Source organism: Terriglobales bacterium, assembly GCA_035651655.1.
Lineage (GTDB): Bacteria > Acidobacteriota > Terriglobia > Terriglobales > Acidobacteriaceae > DASRFG01.
This window is the reverse complement of sequence record DASRFG010000020.1, coordinates 1-24138: the sequence shown is the minus strand read 5'-3', so window position 1 is coordinate 24138 and position 24138 is coordinate 1. Positions and strand designations below refer to the sequence as shown.

At 56.5% G+C, this 24138-nt stretch carries 19 protein-coding genes and 1 tRNA gene; 6 read left to right on the top strand and 14 right to left on the bottom strand.

Annotated elements, in window-relative coordinates; translation table 11 throughout:
- Positions 1–16: 16 nt before the first annotated feature.
- Positions 17–685 carry a phosphoribosylanthranilate isomerase gene (locus tag VFA76_08190; GenBank protein ID HZR31817.1) on the bottom strand — a complete coding sequence of 223 codons (669 nt, stop codon included), beginning with the start codon at positions 683–685 and terminating at the stop codon, positions 17–19.
- A gap of 6 nt (positions 686–691) precedes the next feature.
- Entirely contained in the window at positions 692–1501 is an 810-nt protein-coding gene (trpC, locus tag VFA76_08185; GenBank protein ID HZR31816.1) for an indole-3-glycerol phosphate synthase TrpC, read from the bottom strand.
- A gap of 169 nt (positions 1502–1670) precedes the next feature.
- Between trpC and VFA76_08180 the strand changes: the two genes are divergently transcribed.
- Both VFA76_08180 and VFA76_08175 read left to right on the top strand, forming a co-directional pair.
- A complete protein-coding gene (locus VFA76_08180; GenBank protein ID HZR31815.1) occupies positions 1671–2543 on the top strand; it encodes a hypothetical protein in 873 nt (290 codons plus the stop codon).
- Positions 2544–2683: 140 nt separating this feature from the next.
- Positions 2684–3889, top strand: coding sequence for a cystathionine beta-lyase (locus tag VFA76_08175; protein HZR31814.1), 1206 nt, complete (start codon positions 2684–2686; stop codon positions 3887–3889).
- A 40-nt stretch (positions 3890–3929) separates the two neighbouring features.
- Here the strand turns inward: VFA76_08175 and VFA76_08170 are convergent, their stop codons facing one another.
- Entirely contained in the window at positions 3930–5351 is a 1422-nt protein-coding gene (locus VFA76_08170; protein HZR31813.1) for an alkaline phosphatase family protein, read from the bottom strand.
- A gap of 87 nt (positions 5352–5438) precedes the next feature.
- The gene (locus tag VFA76_08165) at positions 5439–5873 is read right to left on the bottom strand and encodes a hypothetical protein (protein ID HZR31812.1); all 435 of its coding nucleotides are present in this window, start codon (positions 5871–5873) and stop codon (positions 5439–5441) included.
- A 351-nt stretch (positions 5874–6224) separates the two neighbouring features.
- Between VFA76_08165 and ppk1 the strand changes: the two genes are divergently transcribed.
- Both ppk1 and sixA read left to right on the top strand, forming a co-directional pair.
- A complete protein-coding gene (gene ppk1, locus VFA76_08160; GenBank protein ID HZR31811.1) occupies positions 6225–8363 on the top strand; it encodes a polyphosphate kinase 1 in 2139 nt (712 codons plus the stop codon).
- Between the two features lie 6 nt (positions 8364–8369).
- Positions 8370–8897, top strand: coding sequence for a phosphohistidine phosphatase SixA (gene sixA / locus VFA76_08155; GenBank protein ID HZR31810.1), 528 nt, complete (start codon positions 8370–8372; stop codon positions 8895–8897).
- Here sixA and VFA76_08150 read toward each other — a convergent pair.
- From VFA76_08150 to VFA76_08140, 3 genes are all read right to left on the bottom strand, one after another.
- A complete protein-coding gene (locus VFA76_08150; GenBank protein ID HZR31809.1) occupies positions 8849–10387 on the bottom strand; it encodes a Ppx/GppA phosphatase family protein in 1539 nt (512 codons plus the stop codon). The two genes, sixA and VFA76_08150, sit on opposite strands and share 49 nt — an antisense overlap.
- Positions 10388–10410: 23 nt before the next feature.
- Entirely contained in the window at positions 10411–11277 is an 867-nt protein-coding gene (locus VFA76_08145; GenBank protein ID HZR31808.1) for a CHAD domain-containing protein, read from the bottom strand.
- Between the two features lie 176 nt (positions 11278–11453).
- The gene (locus tag VFA76_08140) at positions 11454–11927 is read right to left on the bottom strand and encodes a DUF1203 domain-containing protein (GenBank protein HZR31807.1); all 474 of its coding nucleotides are present in this window, start codon (positions 11925–11927) and stop codon (positions 11454–11456) included.
- Positions 11928–12223: 296 nt separating this feature from the next.
- Here VFA76_08140 and VFA76_08135 point away from each other — a divergent pair, with 296 nt between their 5' ends.
- A complete protein-coding gene (locus VFA76_08135) occupies positions 12224–14044 on the top strand; it encodes a sulfatase-like hydrolase/transferase (GenBank protein ID HZR31806.1) in 1821 nt (606 codons plus the stop codon).
- A 30-nt stretch (positions 14045–14074) separates the two neighbouring features.
- On the opposite strand, the gene VFA76_08130 is transcribed toward VFA76_08135, so the two are convergent.
- The 6 genes from VFA76_08130 to VFA76_08105 form a co-directional block, all read right to left on the bottom strand.
- Positions 14075–15070 (bottom strand): substrate-binding domain-containing protein, encoded by a 996-nt coding sequence (locus tag VFA76_08130; GenBank protein ID HZR31805.1) that lies wholly within the window; start codon positions 15068–15070, stop codon positions 14075–14077.
- A 22-nt stretch (positions 15071–15092) separates the two neighbouring features.
- Positions 15093–17504, bottom strand: coding sequence for a protein kinase (locus VFA76_08125; GenBank protein HZR31804.1), 2412 nt, complete (start codon positions 17502–17504; stop codon positions 15093–15095).
- 334 nt (positions 17505–17838) lie between these two features.
- Positions 17839–21414, bottom strand: coding sequence for a 2-oxoacid:acceptor oxidoreductase family protein (locus tag VFA76_08120; GenBank protein HZR31803.1), 3576 nt, complete (start codon positions 21412–21414; stop codon positions 17839–17841).
- A gap of 155 nt (positions 21415–21569) precedes the next feature.
- Positions 21570–21752 (bottom strand): hypothetical protein, encoded by a 183-nt coding sequence (locus VFA76_08115; protein HZR31802.1) that lies wholly within the window; start codon positions 21750–21752, stop codon positions 21570–21572.
- A gap of 58 nt (positions 21753–21810) precedes the next feature.
- Entirely contained in the window at positions 21811–22335 is a 525-nt protein-coding gene (locus tag VFA76_08110) for an ImmA/IrrE family metallo-endopeptidase (protein HZR31801.1), read from the bottom strand.
- Positions 22336–22349: 14 nt separating this feature from the next.
- Entirely contained in the window at positions 22350–22697 is a 348-nt protein-coding gene (locus VFA76_08105) for a helix-turn-helix transcriptional regulator (protein ID HZR31800.1), read from the bottom strand.
- Positions 22698–22951: 254 nt separating this feature from the next.
- Here VFA76_08105 and VFA76_08100 point away from each other — a divergent pair, with 254 nt between their 5' ends.
- Positions 22952–23845, top strand: a complete 894-nt coding sequence (locus tag VFA76_08100; GenBank protein HZR31799.1) for an SEC-C metal-binding domain-containing protein — start codon at positions 22952–22954, stop codon at positions 23843–23845.
- A gap of 152 nt (positions 23846–23997) precedes the next feature.
- Here VFA76_08100 and VFA76_08095 read toward each other — a convergent pair.
- Positions 23998–24084 (bottom strand) — tRNA-Leu (locus VFA76_08095).
- Positions 24085–24138: the final 54 nt, after the last annotated feature.

Below are 24138 nucleotides of genomic sequence, written 5' to 3'. Positions count from 1 at the left end.
GCGTTTCCTCGAAGCTTCACAACTCTGCTGCCGCTTCCTTGTGAGCAGCGGTACGCGCCGCTTCAATAAAGGCGTGCACCTTCTTATGATCTTTTTTCCCCGGTTCGAGTTCCACCCCGGAAGTTACGTCAACCCCCCAGGGGCGGAAGAACTGGACAGCTTCGCCTACATTGGCAGGACTTAGGCCACCGGCAATGATGACGCGCTGACGGCGACCGACATCTTCGACGACTGAGGCATTGGCCTTCCAGTCAAAAGTCTTACCCGTACCCCCGCGTTTCTTAGCAGTGCCAGAATCAAGCAGGAAGGCATAAACGACTTTCGGATCCCAGGCCGCGGCCCAACTTGCTCCGTCCACGATGCTCATAGGGCAAGAGACCAGCAGCTTGAACGGCAACTGCCGAGCCATCAACGCTGCCCAGCGGCTCACTTCATCCCCCTGCACCTGTACGGCGGTGAGCCCAGCTTGCCGCGCGATGGCTTGGACCTGTTCCGCCGATTCATCCACGAACACACCGACTTTCTCAATAGCTCTCGGCAACTGGCGGATGATGTCGCGGGCCTGCTCCGGCTCTACGCGCCGTGGACTGGGGGCGAAAATAAATCCCAGCGCATCAGCGCCGGCCTCGACTGCGGCAAGAGCGTCTTCCAGATTCGTGGTACCGCAAATTTTTACCCAGGTCATTGAGCCTCAAGAGCCCACGGTCGCGTGTTTTGCGTCTGCGATCAGGATGCGCAGCATCTCGCCGGGGTGCACCGCCTTCATCAGAGATTCCCCTATCAGAAAGCCCTGATACCCCACGGCACGCAGCTTACGAATGTCCTGCCCGGACCCGATCCCACTCTCCGCAATCCGCAGTACATTTTTGGGGATCAGCGCAGCCAATCGCATAGGCGTTTCTAAATCCACGGTAAAAGTACGCAGGTTCCGGCTGTTCACGCCGATGATTTCGCAGCCCGCGCCCAACGCGCGCGCCAACTCTTGCTCATCGTGCACCTCGCAGAGCACGTCCAGGTCAAACGCGCGTGCAGCTCGGTGAAGGTTGCGCAGCTCCGCGTCGCTCAGGGCGGCAACGATTAGCAGCACTGCGTCCGCGCCGTGGGCCCGCGATTCCAACATCTGGAATTCATCCACCATGAAATCTTTGCGCAGGCAGGGCAGACGAGTGCTGAGCGATGCCTGCTGCAGGTTGGACAAAGAACCCTGAAAAAATTCCTCGTCTGTCAGCACGGAAAGAGCAGCAGCACCGGCGGTGGCCAGTTCTTTGGCCAGCGATGCAACGTCGAACTCGGCGCGGATAGTGCCACGCGAAGGCGAGGCCTTTTTCAGCTCCCCAACAATGGCGACCCCATCCTGGTCTGCTTTCAATAGGGCGTCTTTAAATCCGCGGACCTCATGCTGCGCCGCTTTCCGCTCCAGATCGCGCAAATCGGTGCCGCGCTTGCTGGCGGCAACGCGACGGCGGGTGGCGGAGAGAATACTGTCCAGAGTAGCGGGCATTGTGAATCCGACGATTATACGGTCTGCCCGCTCCCAGAGGCACAGAGGACGGTTAGTGATAGCAACAATTAGGGTTCCATCACTTCCGTTACTTGCCGGCCCCGCAGAGGTGCCACATGATTACGCTGCTATTTCCAACACAGATTACGATATCTCGGGGAGGCATGAAGTGCGCAAACTGTCGCGATTTGCAGTGTGTTTCTTCAGCTTAACGCTTGTGTTTTCAGCAGTTTGCCAAGCTCAGCAGCAGTCAGGAAGCGCCCCCACCAGACCGAGCATTTCATTTGAAGGACCATCGCAAGCTGATCTGGCTAAGCAGTCCGAGGCGGATGCACAAAAATCCGAAGCGCCCACGGCGCGGGCGCGACGTTCCAGCGAACCCAGCATTGGCGAATTCGGCCGGATTGGGGTTGGTGTGAAAATTTCGACGCTGGGCATTGGAGGCGAAGTCGCTACGGCGGTCACCCACTCCTCCAATGTGCGCATGGGTTTCAACGCATTCAGCTACAGCCGGGGATTCGCACAGGATGGCGTGAACTATAACGGATCGCTCACGCTGCGGTCGGTGGAAGCACATTTCGACTGGTTTCCATTTGCCGACAGTTTTCACATCAGCCCGGGCGTGATGGCGTACAACGGGAATCAGGTGAAGGGAAATGCAACGGTCCTAGCGGGCCAGGCTTTTTCGTTGGGCAATGGCGTTTACACTACTGACCCTGCCAATCCAATGATCGGTACCGGGAAGATAGATTTTGCCAGGGTTGCGCCGACGTTCCTGGTGGGATGGGGAAACTTGCTTCCTCGCCACGGGCGTCGCTGGAGCATTCCGGTAGAGATTGGATTCGCGTATCAGGGGCAACCGCGCGCTACTTTGGCCTTGGCCGGAGGTGTATGTGATGTGTCGCTAACCTTCTGCCGGTCAGTTGCGTCGGACCCGACTGTGCAGGCCAATATCCTGGCGGAGCAGACCAAGATCAACAATAACCTATCTCTCTATAAGTTCTATCCTGTGATCTCGGTCGGCTTCGGCTACAAGTTCTAATCGCACTTCTTTCTGGGTGGAACCCGGTTGCGCCTCACTCGCTGATATTGGGTTCCACCTCGACTCCCACTCCTTTCTCGCGCGGATCAATCCAGTTTGTGTAGGGAGGGCACGCCTGTGAATGGATTTGGCGAACAAGAGTGTCCGCCCTACACCGCTATACTGTCGGCATGCCAAAGGACTGGAAGACCAGGCTGATACACTCCGACGCGCGCACGCCGGAGGGATTTCGCTCGCTCACAACGCCGGTATATCGAGGCTCCACGACCGTTTTTCCGAACGCCGAATCGGTTCAGGACCACTGGAACCAGCACGAGGTCGGATACACCTACGGTCTGTACGGAACTCCAACCACTCTGGAACTCGCCGGACGAGTTTGTGAACTGGAACATGGGTATCGCACCATCATTACTCCGGGTGGGCAGAGCGCGCTCACGCTGATCAACCTTGCCATTCTCAAAGCGGGAGATCACGTCCTGATTCCTGAAAGTCTTTATGGGCCGCATCGCGAGCTGGCTAAGGATTTGCTGGTTCGACTGGGAATCGAATGCAGCGGCTATGAGCCGACGATTGGCGGTGGAATTGCCAAGCACATCCGCAAGTACACGAGGCTGGTCTGGTGCGAAAGTCCAGGTTCTGCAACCATCGAGGTTCAGGACGTGCCAGCAATAGCCGCGGTGGCGCACGAAAAGGGAGCGCTGGTCGCGCTGGATAATACATGGGCGGCAGGAGTGTTGTTTGACGCCTTCGCTCACGGTGTTGACATCACCATGCAAGCCCTCACCAAGTATGTGGGCGGACACAGTGATTTGCTTCTGGGCTCAGTGACGGTGAAGGATCGATCTCTGCACGAGCACCTCGGCCAAACCCACAAGCTGCTTGGGTTCGCGGCATCGCCCGATGATTGCAGCCTGGCGCTGCGGGGGATGCAGACGCTTGCGGTCCGCCTTAAACAGATTGAGGCGTCAGCTCTGGAAATCGCACGCTGGCTTGGAGCGCGTCCGGAGATCGAGCGCGTGCTTCACCCCGCGCTGCCGTCGTGTCCCGGACATGAAATCTGGAAAAGAGATTTCAGCGGATCGGCAGGCGTATTTTCCATCGTATTCGCGCCGAAGTTCACCAAGCAGCAGGTATTGAGCTTCGTGGATGCATTGGAACTGTTCGAGATTGGATACAGTTGGGCGGGCGTAACCAGCCTCGCCGTCCCTTACGACTTCACCGGCATCAAACAACGCCCCAACTACGGCCATCGCCTCGTCAGGCTGAACATCGGTCTCGAGGAAACCCGCGATCTGGTCCTCGACCTGGAGCAGGCGTTGGATGAGATGAAAAAGCCCAAATCCTAGCCCGCGGCGGTTTGGTCAATACTCTTCCGCTTCGCTCTCGCTAATCAGTATCTGGCGGTTCGGGCGGCCGCTCGTCATTCAGGAAGAAGCTTGCGTCCAAAGGAGCGCCGACCTTCTGAAAGATTCGGGGAAGTTGGTTGAGCTGGAAAAAGGCGGTGAGATAGGTCGGGGAGCGCGCATCGGCAAATCCGAGCGAACCGAGGTTGAAATTGTGTTCGATGAACCTCAGAATGCTGCCGAAATCGTGCCTGATGTTGTTCACATAACCTGCGGGAGTATAGGCAGAAACGACAATCAGCGGGACGCGAAAACCGTATTGATAATCCCCTTGGATGCCAGGGAGAATTGTTGGCGCTTCATGGTCGTACCATCCTCCCCAGTCGTCCCAGGTTATGAAGATGGCGGTGTTATTCCAATAGAGTTCCCCGTCGCGGCACCTATGGTTCGTCCCGATAGCATTGACAATAGCAGCCACCCAGGAAGGCCCACCGATGCCATTCGGGGTTCCTGCATGATCGGAGTTTTGCCCAATGGGAATCACCCAGCTTACGTTTGGCAGGTTACAAGTGCGGATGTCGGTCAGCACATCCGCGGGAGTGAGATCAACATTCTGCTTCCAACTGGCTCCGGTGCATTGCCCGCCGGGACCGCTCGATTGGCAGATATGCTGAATGGCATTCGGCGCTGTCCAGATAGAGCCAGCCTCCGGCGCGTAGTACTTCCAAGAAAGGGGGCTTGGTTGTCTGGCGAGCAGATCCGCCATTGTTTGGTGCTCGAAACATGGATAAGGTCCGGGCTCCTCCTCATTGCCGTTGTCGGGATCAACCACACTCACGGTTGTTCCTGCTGGGGCAATGCATCCCGCGATATGACTTCCGGTCATATTTTCTGCGGCAAATGTTGCCGCAGCATCGGCGGCTGCACTGGGGGCCGAGGTGCCTCCGAAGAGGAATTGATGGGCGGGAAAGCTGGGTCCCTGGTTGGTCTGAAACATATAGTTCGCCCATCCGTACTGCGTCGCCAGAACAAGGTACGGGTTTAAGATCCCGCTAGAATTATCTACAAACTTAAACTGTGGCTTCGGAGGGCACTTGCGAATACATGGGATGTCTCCGGCGCCGTCCATCCTTCCGTTGTCATACATGCTGAGAAACGCACCATGGGTGTGACTCAAATCATAGTTGGTCCCGAGCGAAACGCGCGTTGGCTGAGTCGTTCCGTTCAAGGAATGTTTGTCCACCCAGTTTGCAGTGAGAATGTCGTATTTGGATGGTTCGGCCGGATTGGTCCTGCAGTTGTTGCGGGGGCCGAAAGGCGGCTTGCACAATCCCTGAAAAAGATTGTCAGGAGTGCGGTTCTCCTGGACGATCACCACCACATGTTTAAAACTTGAGATTTGGGCGGGAGCGGCAATCGCCCCAACCAACATAAGAGCAAACACAACCTTGGCCACAAATTTCATTTAGTCTTTTAGAATTAAGAGATCGTCCTTCGCATTATTGCAAAAAACGCGGGAGAACAACAGGGCAGGAGTCTGCGCTCGCCAACGTCAGCGCGAGGCGGCAACTTCCACGGTTGCACTCGATGGCAGCATGACGTTCTCGCTCTGGACTACTTGGAAATCCGAGGTGCGGTATTTTAAAGGCACGGACGGACCTGCCGGCACAAGCAAGCGCACGCTGGTAACAGTCCAAGTGCCAGCGGGGGCGGTCGGAGGAATTCTCAGGTAAACGGAATAACCGTCTTTCGAAGAAGTGAGCTGGCCGACGTTCTGCACTCCCCGGAATCCAGGTGTGCGGTGCTTGGGCGCAACCGATACCAGCACGGCCGAGTCATTGAAGTTCGGCATAGTGTCAGGGTGGATAGTGAGTCCTACGACGCCGCCCGCCTGGACTTGTGCCGACTGGTTGCTATCTGTGGCTTGTTGCGCAAACGCTGTGCAAGCAAAGATCAATGCTGCCGTAATTGCCAGAACCTTGCTCATGGCTGCTCCTTCGAATACTCAACGCATCCTTTTAAAAATTCGGACACATTATTTAATTCGATGGTATGGAGCATAGACGGGTTGGCACCTGCTTGACAGCTATGGTCGACAGCGGGACAGGTTAGCCGGGGTGAAGCACTGGCGATGTGAGAGACTCTTCCTTATTTTGTGCAGCATAGAACGGTTTTGTTACAGTAGGTTGCGCGATTGTGAAATTTCGGTGAAGGTTCCCTTTGTAGCGATTCCTGCGCCAGGAAGCTCTGCCCGGCGTTGCAGCAACCGAGTCGAGCTGACTGGAATTCACATTTCTGTAATAACTTACTTATTCGTTTGCCTCTAGAATAGCCCGAAATGCCGCGAATCTCGCTCGATAATCCGGCTTATTACCTCAATCGGGAATCTTCATGGCTGGCGTTTAATCGAAGAGTCCTGGAGGAAGCTGAGGACGAGCAAAATCCGCTGCTGGAACGGTTGAAATTTCTCTCCATTAGCGCGAGCAACCTGGACGAATTTTTCGAAGTTCGTGTGGCGGCTATGCTGCAGCATATTGAGGACGGGCACATTGAGGGCGGTCCAGATGGAGCCACCCTGCCCGAAGTGCGCGACCTGGTAGCGCGACAGACGCATGCCCTGGTGGAAGATCAATACCGCTGCTGGAACGAGAAACTTAGCCCCGCACTGGCGGAGAAGGGCGTCCGGGTACTAGCGCTGCATGAGCTTGATTCCCAGCAGCGTGCTTTTGTGGACGATTATTGCGATCGCGCCCTTGATCCGCTGCTGACTCCCATCACGGTGGATCCTGCACACCCCTTCCCTCGGGTCATCAACAAGGCGCTGTGTGTAGCATTTTTACTTCGTCGGCGGCGTCGCGCTTCCACGACCTACATGGGCGTTGTAACTGTGCCGCGCGCACTTCCACGACTGGTCAAATTGCCGTCTGATAATACCGACGATTACATTGCTCTGGCTGATTTGGTCGTCAGCCACGCGGAACAAATGTATCGTGGCTATGAAATCATTTCATCGGCGGCGTTTCGAGTGACCCGCAACAGCAACCTCTATCTGCAAGAAGAGGAGTCTCGGAATCTGTTGGAATCGGTCCGCACTGAACTGCACAATCGGCGAAAAGGGGCGGCGGTCAGGCTGGAGATTGAGGCTGATGCCGATCCTGAGATTGTCGAGCGTCTGCGCAGCAACTTTGATCTGGCGCCATGGCAGGTTTTCCGGAACAACGGACCGGTTAACCTAAATCGTTTATTTGCTATTTACGAACAGTCAGAACGTCCCGAACTGAAATACCGGCCGTTTGTTCCAAAAGAACTGCGGCTAACCGGCAAATCGCGTGATGTGTTTGACGAACTGCGCAGCCGTGACATCCTGTTGCACCATCCCTTTGATTCTTACGATTCTGTAGTCTCATTCATCGAGGCGGCAGCCGAGGATCCGCGCGTGCTCTCCATCAAACAGACCTTGTATCGCACGTCGGAGCATTCGATGGTGATTCCATCTCTTATTGCCGCCGCGGCCAAGAAGGAGGTAACGGTCGTCGTTGAGTTGAAAGCCCGCTTCGATGAAGCTTCGAACATTCGCTGGGCGCGCGATCTGGAGGATGCCGGTGTGCAGGTCTTTCACGGATTAGTTGGACTGAAGACCCACTGCAAACTGGCGTTAATTGTCCGCCAGGATTCCGATGGCGTGAGCCGGCGCTATGCTCATCTTGGAACCGGAAATTACAATTCAGTTACTGCCCGCCACTATACGGACCTGAGTTTTCTCACTTCTAATAAGGACGTCACCAAGGCGGTGCACGATGCTTTCAGTTTTCTTACCGCTTACGCTGAGCACCCGAATTACGAGCCCCTAATTTTGGCCCCGGCGAATCTCGCCGAGCGATGCCTGGAACTGATTCAACGCGAAGCCGACCACGCGCGGCATGGCAGACCGGCATATATCATCGCGAAGATGAATGCATTGCTCGATCAGAACATCATTGCAGCTCTCTACCGCGCTTCCCAGGCGGGCGTGAACATTGATTTGATTGTAAGGGGGATGTGCGCTTTACGTCCGGGATTGAGGGGGATTAGCGACCGCATCCGTGTACGGAGTGTGGTAGGCCGTTTCCTTGAGCACAGCCGAATATTTTATTTTGCCAATGGAGGCCAGGAAGAGGGCTACATTTCGAGTGCGGACTGGATGCCTCGGAACTTGTATGAAAGAGTAGAAGTAATGTTACCCATTCAGGAACCCGTGCTTCGGGACCGTTTGCGTTATGAAATTTTGGCTGCCTATTTGGCGGACAACATGAAAGCGCGCGTCTTGCGTCCAGATGGCACCTATTTGCATGTGAAGCGAAAGGCCGGAAAGGGCCGCTCGGTTCCCGGTTTCAACGCGCAAGAGTTCCTGATTGATTTGGCGGAGGGAAAAGCGTCTATCAGTCAGATTCCCTCACGTCTCGATTCCAAAACACCAAAGCTCCTGCTTCAAGCGTAAATTGCGATGATCCTCTATTTTGTGCGCCACGCCAGCGCCGGCGAACGGGTAAGCGATCCGAAAAAGGATGCAAAGCGGGCGCTCGATGCCGATGGAATCGAGCAGTGCAGGCTGATGGGCCGGCTGCTCGCAGCGCTCGATGTCCAAGTGGACGCAATCATTGCCAGTCCGCTCAAGCGAGCAGCGCAAACTGCGGTGCTGGTGGCCAATGAAATGGGACACGAGGGGAAACTTCAGCTTGATCCTGCGTTGCGTCCGGAGGCCAGCATCGCTCAATTTCGTGAGCTGCTCAATCGCTATACGAAAGCTGACGCAATTATGGTAGTGGGACACAATCCGAACCTTAGCGAATTTCTGGGCAGCCTGATTGGCCGCGGCAGCCGTGCGGGAGTGAACCTGAAGAAGGGTGCGGTGGCCCAGGCGGAGCTCAAGCGCAACAATGCGGTGCTGCGTTGGTGTGTCACCCCTAAAGTTGCTGCCGCAGCTCAAGCTACCGCCGCTGAGAGTCCACGTCCCAAGACTTCCCGAAAGTAGGCGCGTTCCCTTTCCAGCGCCCACAATTCCAATTCAACGTCGGTACCCCGTTTTGGGGTCAGTGCAAGCGCAACGGTGTTTTTCTGTAGGCGAATCTTCAGCGCTTTAACTGCCTGATGGCGTCCAAGGTTCAGAGCGCGCGCCAGCCGTAACACCAGGCATGCTCGCATAACATGCTGCCGGTCCGCCGCCGGCAATGCTTTGATGGGAGGGTCCGAAGCCAAGGGAGGAGAGGTCCCTGTATAACGGGCAATGGCGGCGATGATGCGCCGTTGTTGCGGCGTAACCCCGAGGATTTCGGAGTGGGAAAGGATGTAGTACGCGTGCCGGTGCCTGCCATTGCGATTGATATATCCGCCGACCTCATAAAGGATGGCTGCGGCCGATACCCACTCTTCGTATTCCATGGGCAACTGATGCAGCCGAGCCATGGACCGGAATAGCTGCACCGCGAACTTGCGTACTTGCATCGCGTGATCCATGTCCACTTGGTAGTGGCCCGCCGCGGCGAGGATTGATTCCCAGCGTTCTGACTCGATTTTTTCACGCGGCCGCGCGCGGCGATCGTAGTCGGCGGCCATTTGCTCCAGCAGCCCGTCCCGCAAACCTAAAGGCGAATAGCGAAAATATCTTAGGCGGCAGCGCTCCAGAAGTTGCGCATACACCGCTGCTCCAGCCACGACAATCTCGGCGCGCCGCGGACCGATGCCCTGGAGCTCGGCGCGTTCCTCAACCGTCCGCCTTGCCAGCAGCCTGGCTATCCGGGCAGCGGTTCTGGCTGGCACGAAAGAACCGGCTGTGCCACTGGAGTGCTTATCCAGGTTCTCGGCTACCGCCGCCAACGCCGCTGCCGTGCCTGAAGTCGCAATCACTGTCTTAACGCGGGCGGCTATGATTTTGTTCGACACCCGCCCCAACTCGCGATCAATAAACCCACGTAACTGGCGCAACTCTTTTTTACGAGGCGGATCGTGGTGCAGAAACTCATTGGTCAGGCGCACAGCTCCCAAAGGAACACTGACCGTGTCGCGGATCTGGCCGCGAACCGAGATGGTGAGTTCACAACTGCCGCCGCCCAGATCCACCATCAGTGCTGGCCAGCCGGAGATGCGAAGATTCGAAACCACCCCCAGGTGGATGAGGCGAGCTTCCTCGGCGCCGGAGATGATCTCCACTGTCCATCCCGTAACCGAATGGACCCAGTCTATAAATCGCTGCCGGTTGTGGGCCTCGCGAAGCGCGCTGGTGGCTACCACCCGAACGGCGTCAACGCCGTATTCTTGCGAGGCGCGATGGAAACGGCGCAGAACCTTGACCGTATCCGACATGGAGTCCGGCGAGAGCACGCCGCCCGGAGACTTGAACACCAATTCTCCAAGACGGGTGACTTGCCGGTCTTCATGTATAACTCTCAGGCGCCGCCGCACCAGGCGTGCGATTTTCAACCGGACTGAATTAGCTCCGATATCAACCGCCGCAAAGGTGGGCATAGCTCAGGGGAAATAAGAAAAAATCAGGCGTTTGCAGCCTTTGCCAAATCCGGTTGCTCGGAGGCCGATTCCGCTGCTCTGGCCGGTTTCCGACGGCCCGTCGATGCTTTGTACAAATCCAACAGCGCGGCGATCGCCCCGTTTGAAACCAGCAGTGCGTCTGCGAGCTGGGCTTTCGCGACCGCACGCAGGGCGGTAACTAGCGGAGGATTTGAGGAGCCGGCAAGCAGCCTGCTTGCCCTGACAGTGAGAGTGTCCCAGTCATGCCATTCGCCGATGGCGTCTTGCATCTTCTTGAGTTGATCAATAACGGCTTTGGCCTCAGGTTGTGCACCTGCCATCTCCGCAACATAGCGGATGTTTTTGCACTGGAGGCGATATGCGTGCAAGACTTTTTCCGAGAGTGCGCCTTCTGAGAGCGACAGGCGAGAGAACATGCCAAGCGCTCTGGAAACCGGATCAAAATTGTGGCTGTGCAACTCAGGATTCTGGGCTGCGCGACGCAGGCGTTTACGCAGTTCCCGAGAGGAGCGAGCGTCGAGAGCATTGGTTAGCTTCTTCTCCCATTTCTGTCGCTCGACTCCCAGTGCATCCACCAACTCGCGCTTGTCCTGGGAACCACGGTCAATCTTCAGAGATTTCAAGGCGGCCACCTGAACATCCAAATCGCGGATATGACCGGCACGCTTGCGGAGCTTGCTTAGCCGCTTTAGAAGCTTTTTCTGGCTGCGATCAGGCTTTGGCACTAGTTGCTCAAGCAGCGTCTCCAAACGCCGGATAGAGGTTCGGAAGTGATGGACGTGGTCCGGCTGGGCATGCCTGGCCAACCTGGGAATCAGACGTTCAAGCCTGCGAAATAGAGACTGAGTTCTAGAGGAATCTATCGGCATGGGTCAAATTCGGGCGCAGAAGCACGCTGCAGCTAGGTCCCAGAGCTCCTGCGTAACGAGGCAGCATTCTAGCACTCACGGGGAGTTCCTGAATGCCACATTAATGGTGCACCTTTTGACGGTCTCAGGAACCGAGATAGTGGAACACCATGGTGGCAACTGGCCATGGGGAACTATTAGCGCGACGCACGCTCAATCCGGAAGTCATAGCATCCAGCTTGAGTATCGCGGACGTGGAGGTATTTGACGTCTGAGCGGTCGAGGAAGGAGTCAATCATCGATTCGATATTCCCGTCTTCAACCAATTTTTCGGCGAGCAGAGTGCGATCCTGACCATAGGCGTTGATGGTAAGGCGGTGGGCGCGCATATCTTTAGGGAAACCGGCGTTTTCATCGTAGCGGGAGCAGGGCTCCGCATGGATAAAGATCGGCCCGGGCAACGGCAACTTCTCGACTGAGTAAAACGCGTCGTAGGTAAAGAGGATTCGTTTCTCTTCGCCGACGCGGAAGTCTCGCAAGCAGTGCCGGCAAGGGCCATATCCGCTGGCGATTTCTGTATGCGCAGGGTGGCCGTAACCCGGTGACTTCATAGTGCTACGCACCAGATCTGCTGTCTTTGTAGAGATTGCGATTACTCGAATGGTCGCCATGATCGGTCCTCCCGCTGATCACTTAAGTTGGATCACGATTGTCATATTGGCGCGCATGGTTAAGCGGGGCTATCCGGATCTTGCAGTCAAAGTGATGTGGCATTCCGAGTTGGCTTTAGTCTGCGGGGAATCTCTTCAGCCTGCAGGTACGGTGAGACTAGAGGGATTTCTCGCTTCGCTTGGAATGACAGCTTGGCTCGGAATGATGCGACCGCCGCGGCCACATGAACAATGCCGCGAGAGCGAGCCGCGGAATTGTAATTCAGCCCCTATTTTTGTAATCTTTCCCTCCCCGCATGTCCCTCCCCCAGCAGACAGACGACAACACAGACGCGCAGCCGTATCGGCCCAGAGATTTGCTTCTGATCGCCCTGTGGTGGGGATTGGCGGCCGGCCTGGGCGAAGGTTTTCTAGCGCATTCCTACATCTGGCGCGACCTGCTGCGTGCCGGAGCCGAGTTTGAGCCGTTGCTGTTTTTGGGCGCAGCGCTGATAGTGATTGCACTTAAAGGCGGCGTCTTCCGAAACAGCGCCGATTTGATGCAAGCGACCTTTTTGTTTTCCGGACTGGCGCTCTTCGCCTGTATCACTCGCGCGCAGACGGAAACTACACCTCTGATTGTTCTTTTGGTATCGGTGGCTGCTGCTTCCCTGGTGGGCTTTTTGTCATTCCTTTGGGGGCGAAGCATGCTGAGGTGGCAAAAACGTAGTTTGCCGATACTGGTGCTGGCCGCCCTATGGTGCATCATTGTATTTCCCATCAGGCAGCAGCTTCATGAGCGGCGAGATGCGGCGCGGCTGCCGCCCCAAACTACGGGCCCTAACGTCGTGGTCATCGTGGTGGACACGCTTCGCGCAGATCACCTTTCGACGTACGGATACGCGCGACCGACCAGCCCTTACCTGACGCGGCTCGCCGCCGAAGGCACACTTTTTGAAAACGCGATTGCGCCTTCCTCCTGGACCTTGCCGGTACACGCTTCGTTGCTCACAGGACTGTACCCTTCGGCGCACGGTGTGGAGAGCGACGGCGCGCTTCTCGGATGGGACTACCGCACCCTGGGGGAAGCGTTCATGGCGCGGGGCTACAGGACCGCCGCGTTCTCCGCCAACACATTGCTGTTTTGCCGCCGACGAGGGTTTCGGCGCGGCTTTATTCACTTTGAGGACGATTTTCAATCGTTGGGCAGCAGCTTCGCGCAAACTTTTTACGGCGACTTGATCAAACACCTGGTGTTCAGCCTGCAGCTTAAACGCGATCTTTTCGGCCGCCGCAGTGCGGCCGAAATCAACGACCATGCCCTGCGCTGGATAGATGGCGATCGCCGTCCCTTTTTCATGTTCTTGAATTACCTGGATGTGCACGATCCCTACCGGCCGCCGGAACCGTATCTGCATCGTTATACCAATATGAAGGACCCTCGTAGCCGGGCCTCCGAACATTGGGCCTGGTTTGAGCGGGTCACGCCGCAACAACGGCAGGGGATGCTGGACGCATATGACGGCGCCATCAATCTGGTAGACGATCAGATTCAGCAGCTACTGCAGCAGCTGAAACAGCGCGGCCTGGACCGCAACACGATGGTGGTAATCACCTCAGACCACGGCGAAAGTTTCGGGGAACACGGGTTGATGACCCACGGCAGCTCTCTTTATCGCGAGCTGATACACGTCCCGCTGATTTTTTGGGCGCCGGGTCGGATACCCGCAGGCCGGCGAATTGACACACCGGTGAGTCTAACTTCACTGCCTGCGACACTTCTGGAGGAAGTGGGAGAGGCGCGCCACTCTGACTTCCCCCAGACCTCGCTCCAGCGTTTGTGGAATGGATCGGCGGCAGCGTCCGGCATGCCCGATCCCATTTCTGAATTGGCCCAATTGAACTGGAGCCCGAGTTTTCCCAATTACTACGGGCCGATGGAATCCATCACGACTGCGCATTGGCACTACATTCGCGGAGGCCAGTTCAAAGAGGAGCTGTTTCGGTGCTGCAGCGATGAGGCGAAACAGGTGAATCTGGCTGGCACTCCGCTCGGCAAGAGCGTCATCCCTCAATTAGCCAAGGAACTAGACTCAAACATGCCAAGACCAGACGGGGAGAAGGCCGGCGACCCGTAACTAACCAGGGCTCACGAATCCCCTCGTATGTCACTTGCTGGTCGCCGACTTTTGCGCAGCCAGAAATTCATCAACATTGTTCTTGTCAATCAGTGTGGCTCCAGTATCCACAAAAGCCGGAACAGGGGAGAACGGGTCCTCTGCCCAATTGCGGTTTAGAGGTTGAAGCGCATGATGGTGCAGATCGTCGAGCAGCTTCATCCCCACGAATGCCATGGTGAAAGGCTTCTGAGCGATGGTCGCGACGATGGCCCCTCGCTTGATCGCGTCCAGAGTTTCGGCATCGGTGTCCATTGCCACTACGGTCTTGCCTTTCACGTTATAGCGGTCCAGGACGTTGGCGACTTCCTTGCCGGCTTGCGCCTCCAGGCAGACAAATGCATCCACTTTGTCTTTCTCTTTACCGATGATCTCCTGGGTGGTATCGAAGGCCACGCGAGGATCGCCATGAATGTCCACGATGCGCGCGATTTTTATCTGTGGATAGCTGGCAAATGCGTCGCGATAGCCGCGCAGACGGTCGTCTAGATTGGACTGCCCGGGCATGGTAAAAACCACGACATTTCCCTTTCCGTGCATCTGGCTGGCTGCAACCTTGCCCCCCATCATCCCCGCCTGATAGTTGTTGGTTCCGATGAAGAATAGCCGTTTGCTGGAGGGGGAATCTGAATCCAGAGTAATCACCGGAATACCGGCAGCAATGGCCGCGTCAATCTCGGGCTTCATCAGCTCGGGATTGGCCGCAGACAGCAGAATACCGCTGGCTTTTTGGCTGACCGCGTTCTGAAACTCCTGTTGCTGCGCTTTGGGATCGTAAGTGTTGGGTCCGGCGAATTCGACCTTCACCTGAAGCTGCGACCCTGCCTGGAAGAATCCTGCCTTGGCGGACTGCCAATACGGCACCTGGAGGTTCGCCGAGATCAGGTAATACTTTTCGTCGCTGCTATGTTGTGAGCCGCAGTTGAACAATGGGAGCAGCAATAGGCTGATCAGCGCAAAATGCAACAACCTTCGCGAACATTCCATCGGAGTCCTCCTGGGACACTTGCTATTTGCTGGGCGCGGTCAAGGCCGCCAGAAATCTGGTTTGGCATTGGTTCGCCAGGGATTGCAGTTCATAGAACTCGGGAAAGCGGCGCAATTTTACCAGCAGCGGGTCGGCTTGCAGCGCCGATGATGCGCAATAATTCTGTGCGATGGCGCTGCGCAATAGCGTGATGGCCAGCTCGTGCTGGTCGCAAAACGCCAAAATGGAAGCCTGGTAATACTTGACTTCCGGATCACGCTCGCCCCGCAAGGCGGACTCGTCCTGTTTTACCGCGGAGGCCACATCGGAATGCGAAAGGCAGGCTTGCAGAAGGCTGCGATGCCAAACCGGATTGTTCGACATCTTCTGCGCAGCCAGCTTGGCTTCGCCCAATTTTCCATCACGTAGAAGCACTCCGGGAAGCAAGTCGTTAAAGAATTCCGAACCGGCATCAAGGCGCAGATATTGCAATGCCTTGTCGGTTTTCCCGAGTTCCAGAAATGTGAACGCGCAGGAGCGAAAATTAAAGTTGGTGGAATCGAGTGCCAGAGCCGCGTCGCATTCGTGGGCCGCCGCCTCCAGCAGCCCCGCGTACCTGTAAACATAGGCGACGGTGAAATGCGCCTCAGAGCTGTCTGGCCGCTGCTTCAGTAATGCTTCAGCATCCGCCGCCTTGTCCAGCTGTCCCCACTCGATGCGGTTGGTGGTCAGCGCGGCCGCGGCGCTGACTAGATTGCGGTCCAGCTTCAACGCTTGTTGCAGCGCGGAATTGGAGCGCTGGTACGCAGCATCGCCTCCGTCAGAATAGGCGGCGTCGTAGTAATACCGTTTTCCCAGCGCATCCCACACCGACGCATATTTCGGATCAAGTTTGGCCGCCGCCTCCAGCAGGGTGATTGCCTCTTTGTTAGGAACGGGATCATGCGGGATCGCGATGCTGCGCAGGTATAAGTCATACGCTTCGGCGTTCTTGGGCCGGGTTCCCGCTTCCGATGGCCGGCTCGTGATCCCAAACCTCGGGACCAAGCCTTGGCGGATTTGCGCCAGCAACTGGTCTTGGAGCGAAGTCAGATCGTGGGCGCCGCTGGTGACCATCCCCTGCCATATGACGTGGTTTTTGGGGACATCAATCGCTTCCAGGGTGACTCGCAACTGCTCTCCCTGTTTCACGTAATGGCCCGTCACCAGGGTGGAGACGTGAAGCTGCTGGCCTGCCTGTTGCGGACCAAGGTTTGCGTAGCTCTGAGACATCTCCACCGGGCGAATCTCCACCGAGGGCAAATAGGTCAAAAGATTGGCGGCCTGGTCGGCCAGAGCGAAACGCAGGAAATCAATACTCTTGTCCCCGCTGATGTTTTGGAATGGAAGCACCGCAACGGTGTGGGAACCGGTGGGGGCCTGCCGGCCACGCAACTTCACCAATGCCGCCGTAGTCACGACCAGAGCTGCCACCAGGACCGCGACCCCTCCCAGCACGAAGTAATTGTGAAGCCAGCTTGAGCGTTGGAAGGTCTTGCTGGGCAGGCGGGGAACCAAGCCCGACTTCTTTAATGCCGCGGGCAGCAAGCCGGACTCGCTCTCGCGCTTTAAGCGCAGTAGATCGTTCCGCAATTCTGAAGCACTCTGATAGCGGGCTTCGCGCTTTTTCTCCAGTGCTTTTCCAATGATGTGTTCGAAATCGGTGGGCAGGCCGGAATTCACGGCCAGCGGCGAAACCGGTTTCTGCTTCAGAATCGCGCTCAGCGTGAGCACCACATTGTCGCCCACGAATGGCTTCTGCCCAGTGGCCATTTCATACAGGACCACGCCGAAGGAGAACAGGTCGCTGCGCGCATCTACTTGCTCACTGCTCACCTGCTCGGGCGACATATACACGGCTGTGCCCGGGACTGTCCCCAAGGCGGTCATGGAATCCTCAAGCGCGCCGGAGGAGGCGCCATCTCCCGCGCCGCCATTCTCTGACGCGGTCACCTTGGCCAGTCCGAAATCCAGGATCTTCGCCTGGCCACGTGGAGTGATGACAATGTTGCCGGGCTTGATGTCGCGGTGAACGATGCCCTTGGTGTGGGCAGCATCCAGCGCATCGGCGATCTGCACGCCGAGATCGAGCACCGTCTCAAGCGGCAAGGGTTTGCCGTGAATGCGCTGCTTGAGGCTCTCGCCTTCCAGAAGCTCCATCACGATGAACGGCTTATTGGCATGCTCGTCAACTTCGTGAATGGTGCAGATGTTGGGGTGGTTCAGCGAGGATGCGGCACGCGCCTCGCGCAAGAAACGGTGCAGCATCTTCGGATTGCCGGCCAGATCTTCGGGGATAAACTTCAGGGCAACACGGCGGCCGAGTTTAATATCCTCGGCCTCGTACACCACACCCATACCACCGCTACCGAGCTTGTGCACGATGCGGTAATGCGAAATGGTGTCGCCCAGCATGGGCTATCCAGTGCCCGCCATCTTAGGAGGAGGATGGAAGGCAAGTCAATCAGATCTGCTTCCACTCCATAAAAGCCAGTTCGTATAATCCGCCGGCGCGGGTGATCGGACACGTGATCGCACTGCTCTTCGGAGCTGACCCGAAGAATGAACTCGACGATGATAGGGCGCGCCTGAAGTCCCTTTTCTAGAACGGAAAAACCGCCGTGCACCACCACAAACTAAGCAAAGAAGAAGCGGAACGCGAACTGGCCTGCAAGCGAAAGAAGCAAGAGCTTGCAAGACATCAGTCCAACAGTTTGCCAGGCGAGGTCACATAAAAGTTGCAGTCGGCTTAGCGTAGGCCGGCAAGCTCCTGAAGTCGGTGCCAATTCAGCAAACGATCGAGCTGTGCCTTGGCAAGGAATTCGTCGGGGCTGCCGTCAGCTGCGAAGTGGCGTCCAAAGCGGCCTTCAGTTCTCGCGAAACTTATGAAGTTAACCGGTTCGCTGTTGCGAGGATCAATGTACCAGTCATCCTTCATGGCAGGATTGCCTGCCAGGCTTAAACACTCGCGCATGCGCTCGCCGTTGCGCGGGTCAAACACCAGGAGTGGAAACGCCCGTGATTCGACTGCCAGCTTCGCCTGTGTAATGGAGTGATCATCAGCAACTCCGTGCTCCGGCGGGCACGTGGCATAGCAAACGACCACGGCTGGGCCAGGGTAATCATTGGCTGCCATGATGCTCTTATAGAAGTGCGCAAGATGCGCAGTGGTCGTTTGAGCTACAAAAACATTGGGGTGCATTAGCAGGATTTGGGCAAGCTCTTTGCGCCGTTCCATCTTTCCGGACTGCGCCTTTCCAACCGCGGACATTTTGGCGTCTTGCGAAGTAAACGTTGCAGTTGAGCTTTGGCCACCGGTGTTGGAGTAAACCTGGGTATCGAGCACCAGCACCTTGATGTCGAGGCCGGACATTAACATGCGCGAGAGTGACTGAAAGCCGATATCGTACATCGCGCCATCCCCGCCTAGGACCCAGAGCCGCCGTTCCGGATGTCCCTCCTGGTTCCAACGCAGACGGATGCCCATTGCATCGGCCGGGGCGTTCTCGAACAGCGAATTCGTCCACGCCACGGCATAAGGATTGAACGGGTAAGTCGAGCCATAGACAGTATTGCAACCAGTGGCGGCGACAATGCCGATGTTCTCCTGTCCATAGACAAAGCCCGTCGCTGCCAGCATCATGCGAATCGCAGTGGTTTCGCCACAACCCATGCACGAGCCGGCGCCGCCTGCAAAAAGCTGCGAGTCGCTGGTGAGCATCATGTCACCAAGCGATTTCTCGTTTACAAAGTGGCGAGGAGTGTTGGGAAGTTCTCGGTGCAGTTGCATGGCACGGTCGTAAAGATGCAGATCAATGGTTTCTTTCGGCACCATTCGGAGCGCCTCGTGACGCGCGCAGGCCACCACACACTCGCCACAGCCCTTGCACTTATCAGCATCAACGAAGATGCCGAACAGTCCACCTGCCTGGCCACGTCGCACAAATAATTCGTGATACTTGGAGGTAGCAACCAGCTGCGATCGCAGAAACCCCGCGTCGCCGTTGGCCTTAATCCGTCCGAGGGCAGCATCGAGCGCTTCTGGTTCGGCGACTTTGGCCAGAATGGCAGTATCGGGGCACACGTTCACACATTCCATGCAGCCCACGCAGGCGCTGGGCAGAAACTGAGGAATCTCGGGAGCCAGGTTGCGAAAGCTGCGCTGCGTGGCGCTGGCAGGAGGCATGAAGCTGCGCGCGACCGCTTCATCAGCCGGCAGTTCGGCTTCACGCCCAACTTTGTAGCAGCCAATTATGCGCTCGCAAAAGTTTACCGGGACTACTCCGTCCCACGCCTGAGACGTCTGAAGAACATGCAGCTCATTTTCAGATCGGTCTTCGAGAGGCTCGCCCTGAATCGGCCCCTCCGGTAGCTCAAGTTCTTTAATCTCATCAAAACCCCGCCGTGCTGCGCGGACATTGTCTTCAACTACCCGACCGCCGCGCTTGCCAAAATACTTGGTCAGGCTTTTCTCCAACGCCGTGAAGAGCACGTCTTTAGTTAGAACGGCCGGGGTTAGAACGGCCTGCTCTGCAAAAGGCGTGAGGCGCAGGAAAGCTCCCAGCAATACGATGCCTTGCATGCGCACCTGCAAATCGGGACGGCTGGAGGTTTCGCGGGCTATGCGTTGGGCATCAATGATAAAGACCCGCAGCTTGCGTGCTCGGATTGCAGCCTTGGCTTTGGAGGGCAAACTCTTCCAGGTTTCTTCCGGCACCAGGGCGGATTGCAGATAGACAATCCCGCCATCACGAAGCCCTTGCAAGGGATCGTCGGTGCGAAATGCGCTGGCGTCCTGCACGGCCACAAACTCTACGTGCTTTAATTCGGCGTGCAGGCGCAAGGGCTGTGAGGAGAGCGTTAGGTAGTAATTGGTGGGCAAGCCTTTCTTCTCCGAGCCATACTTAGGAAACGCCTGCACATCAAGTCCGAATAGATCCGACGCCACATTTGCTAGTACCTTGTTCGTAGTAACGGACCCAAATCCGCCTACCGAATGGCCCCTCAACGAATATGCGCCACTGGGACGCACATCCGGGTCCAGTGCCGAGTCAATCGCTTCGGAATGGTTGACGCCGAGCACAAAATTGCGCTTGCCGCCGCCACACAACATATTTTCGAATGCCGCCACGATATGCCCAGGGCGCACGTCGCGCCCGCCCAAGCCAGCTACGCCGCTGTACACTTCGGGCATGATTTCAAACGGTTGACGCCAGCTCTCGAGGAAGTAATCCGCCAAGCAGGCCTTCACGTCGGTGGTCAGCGGGTTTGACTGTCCCAGGGGACAATCGCAACGCTCGATGACGCTTATGCGGCGGCACGATTTCACCAACTCCGCCAACTGCCGCGAGGGAAACGGACGGAAGCTGAGAATGGAAATGCAACCCGCGCGAATACCGTTCTCTCGCAGGTAATCAACCGTCGCTTCTGCGGTCTCCATCATTGAACCCATGCCAATCACGGCGTAATCGGCATCGCTCATGCGGTACGGCAGCACCGCCGAATAATGCCGGCCCGTCAACCTGCCGAATTCTTCAAAAGCCTGATCCAGGACCGGCGCGATGATTTGATAAAAGTAACGCTGCGCTACCTTGCCTTTCATGTAGCTGTCCTGGTTCTGAACGCATCCGGTAAGGATCGGTTTGTGAGGATCAAATAGATTGCGGAGGTGCTTCTGGGGCGCGCCCACAAACTCCCGCATCAGCTCGGGTTCCGGCAGTTGTACGGTCTGCACCGTGTGGGTGGTCAAAAAGCCATCTTGTATGTTGAAAAAAGGCGTCTCCGTCTGCTCCGCCACCCGCCGGGCAATCAGCGCCAGATCACAGGCTTCCTGTGCATTCCGGCCGAACAGCATGCCCCAACCAACATCGGCCACGCCCATTACGTCATCGTGTCCACAATGAACGTTCAAGGATTGCGAAGTAAGAGCGCGTGCACCGATATGGAAGACCACGGGCAGGCGCTTGCCGCTGATGACGTACAGGACCTCTTTCATCAGGATCAGCCCCTGGCCGGAGGTGAAATTGGTTACGCGTCCACCGGCCAGAGCATAACCCTCGCATGCGGAAGCAGAGCTGTGTTCCGATTCCGGTTCAAGGAATTGGAGAGTCTCTCCCCAAAGGTTCTGCTTGCCATTGGAAACCTCAGCGGCAAAGCCATCGCCCATCGGGGTGGAGGGGGTAATTGGATAAGCGCATGCTGCCTGCGAGATATGCGATTCCACCCAGACGACTGCCCCTGAACCGTCAGTGGTGGACCGAAGGCCTGGAAACTGCGGCGGCACAACCTCCAAAACTCCCTTTTCCCCAACGATTGCGGAACTCATGTTCTCTCCCATTTGCTCGTCAACTGGCGCTGGCAGTGCCCTTCAGCGCAAGTCAACTCGCCTGCTGCATGTGTAATAGGGTGACGCAAGGGGCGCGAACCCAGCGTGACTGCTGTCACACGGCGATGTGCTGCGGGTCACGCCCGGGAATTGGCTTAAAAAAGAGAGCGTAAGTGCTTTACATTCAGCAACAAAGCTAGATCGGGAGCAGGAATCTTTTGGGCATGATTGGCCAGGGAAACACCATCGCGCCGCTCCAGCAACGGTAAGAGAAGATACACTCTGGGCAAATCGTGCTCGTTGATGGAGTCCGCAGGAGAGCCCAGGAATTCGGTCATGGGTGAGCGGGTTCTGAATCCACCCTCGGGCTGACTCAAGGGCTAGTAGAATTGCCCATCACTCACCTGACGGATCCACTTCAGGTGGAAGCAGCCCCAAGTTGATCAAGCGGAAGCGCATCGCCAGACGCGAGACTTTGTACAACGCCGCGAGGCGCTGTAATGCGTCGTCATCGAGCATGCCGAATTTATCCACGTCTGGACGCAGCATGTGCTCCGGCATAAGAAGTTCGGCAGCGAACCGATTCGCTTCAATTTCGTTCCAGTCCACTCCTTGTGAAGACACGTGGTTCCGCCAGCTGACTCGGAAATCGGTGTCAACATGCTCGATACGTTCACTGCTGTCTTTATAATGAAGAATGAAATGCGCGAGTTCGTGCGCAATCGTAAACCGCTGGCGGTTCGGATGCTGGTCGGGATTCACGGCAATGTAGAACCCTCCGTTCTCCCGCACGATCGCTCCAAAAATGTCGCCAGTGGCTGAAAGACGAACCGGTGTTATCCCGTAGTGCTGAATTATTGCTTCCAGCGGAATCGGACGATCGGATATCCGGCACTCATCTAGAACTTCTTTAGCTGTCATAGGGGATGCCCCTCTTATCCGCTGTGACCGGTTGCCAGTCTGCGGACTTCATCCGCATACGCAAGCTTTTTATCCTGCGTCTCGGTTGTACGGATTTGCTGTAGCTCAGGTGTTGACGGCACGAGGTCGGACACCTTCACGCCCAATCTCTCAGCAAATTGCAGCACCTGATGCAACAGCACGCGTTGCTTACCACTTTCGATGTTGGCGATGGAGGACCGGGTTAGACCCGAGAACGTTGCTAGCTCCTGCTGGGGAACATTCCTTTTTTCACGTATTTCACGAAGCTTGCGGCCGAAGACAGGATAGACGGCTTCAGGAGAACGTGCTGAGGGCACGGTTCGATTATACCGTACTGTCAAGAGGTTGCCACCACTGAATCTAGCCCGTTAATAGTTTCCATTGGCAACATAAGATTTCCATTGATTTACTGTGGCATTCTGGATTAAGGTTCTTCTCAATCCCTCAATCAGAGGGCGAAGGAAACCAAAATTATGTCGGAAAACACCAAACCATCTCACCCGGAACATCCACCTCACCCACCGCACCCACCTCATCCCGGACGCGACGTTCACCCGCCACGCCCCCATGGGACACCCCCGATGAGGTGTAATTGATGGATTTCGGCTTGGTCGAGGCAGCTCAAGCACAACTTCAACGTTGGTACCCGCAATTCGATTCCGTTGTGCCTCCACAGGGCACGGCTGCCGTGCGTGCCTGGCGCGGGCGCATCCAGCCGTTTCCGGACGGAACCGAGTTCGCGGACGTAATGGCTCACCTCCAAGCCGGGGAAACAGTCCGGGTAGAGCGGGATGGCAGGCTTGCCCATCCACAACGGTGCAAGAAAACACACAATTTTTCCATAGGCTTTGCGGGTGCGTTTACTCGCTCCTTCGACATCATACTTCTAACCTTTGAGGGATCACGTCATCCAAGGGTTTATGCGGTCTCTCCAGAGATCTCCCGACGTGCATTCCCTTTCCACCCCCACCTTCGGGATGACCAGCGTGCAATCATAGACGGTAAACCGCTCATTCCCCTTTGTGTGTACCTCGCCAGCGACGGCGTGCTACAGCGTGACGCAATGGAGCTGGTTCACACACTGGACTACACAGCGATGTTCTTAGCAAAGCATTTAGTCTGGGCTACGACGTGTTTGTTAACGCGTTTCAGTATTGATGACGCGCCTCAGACCTTATCATCAGACCCAGTTCTCTCAACGTTGATGCACCGAGGGCAGGTTTTCGATGGCACCGATGCCGTATTCGCCTGGCACTATAGAACAGACGCCAGTCCGAAAACGATGCAGCAGCAGATAGAATCATGGTTTGAAACTGGTTACTGGTATGCGTTGTGGCCAGCTTCGTGGGTTGGTCCTGCCGCTCCACATGATGTGGACGAGCTGCTTCAGCAGATCGACTACGATGCCGAATGCCCTTGCGGTAGTGGCCAGCGTTACAGCGATTGTCATCGTGAGGAACATGAACTCGCGGTGGCGATCCCGAGGTGAGCTATTGCCGGCAGATTCTTGTGCTTGAAATGGACTACAAACGAATCACAGAGTTGCCACAGGGTTTGACATCAAGTTCAGTAACACGTTGCGTCACTGCCTGAACCCGCCCACCCCGAAATAAAACTTATATTTAGCGACTCTGAGATAGATGGTGCCGAAGAAGGGACTCGAACCCCCACACCCTTGCGGGTACATGGACCTGAACCATGCGCGTCTGCCAATTCCGCCACTTCGGCCCGGAGCGTGTCGCGGGACACTTAGAACCAACAGGAAAGAAATGCTCCATTATT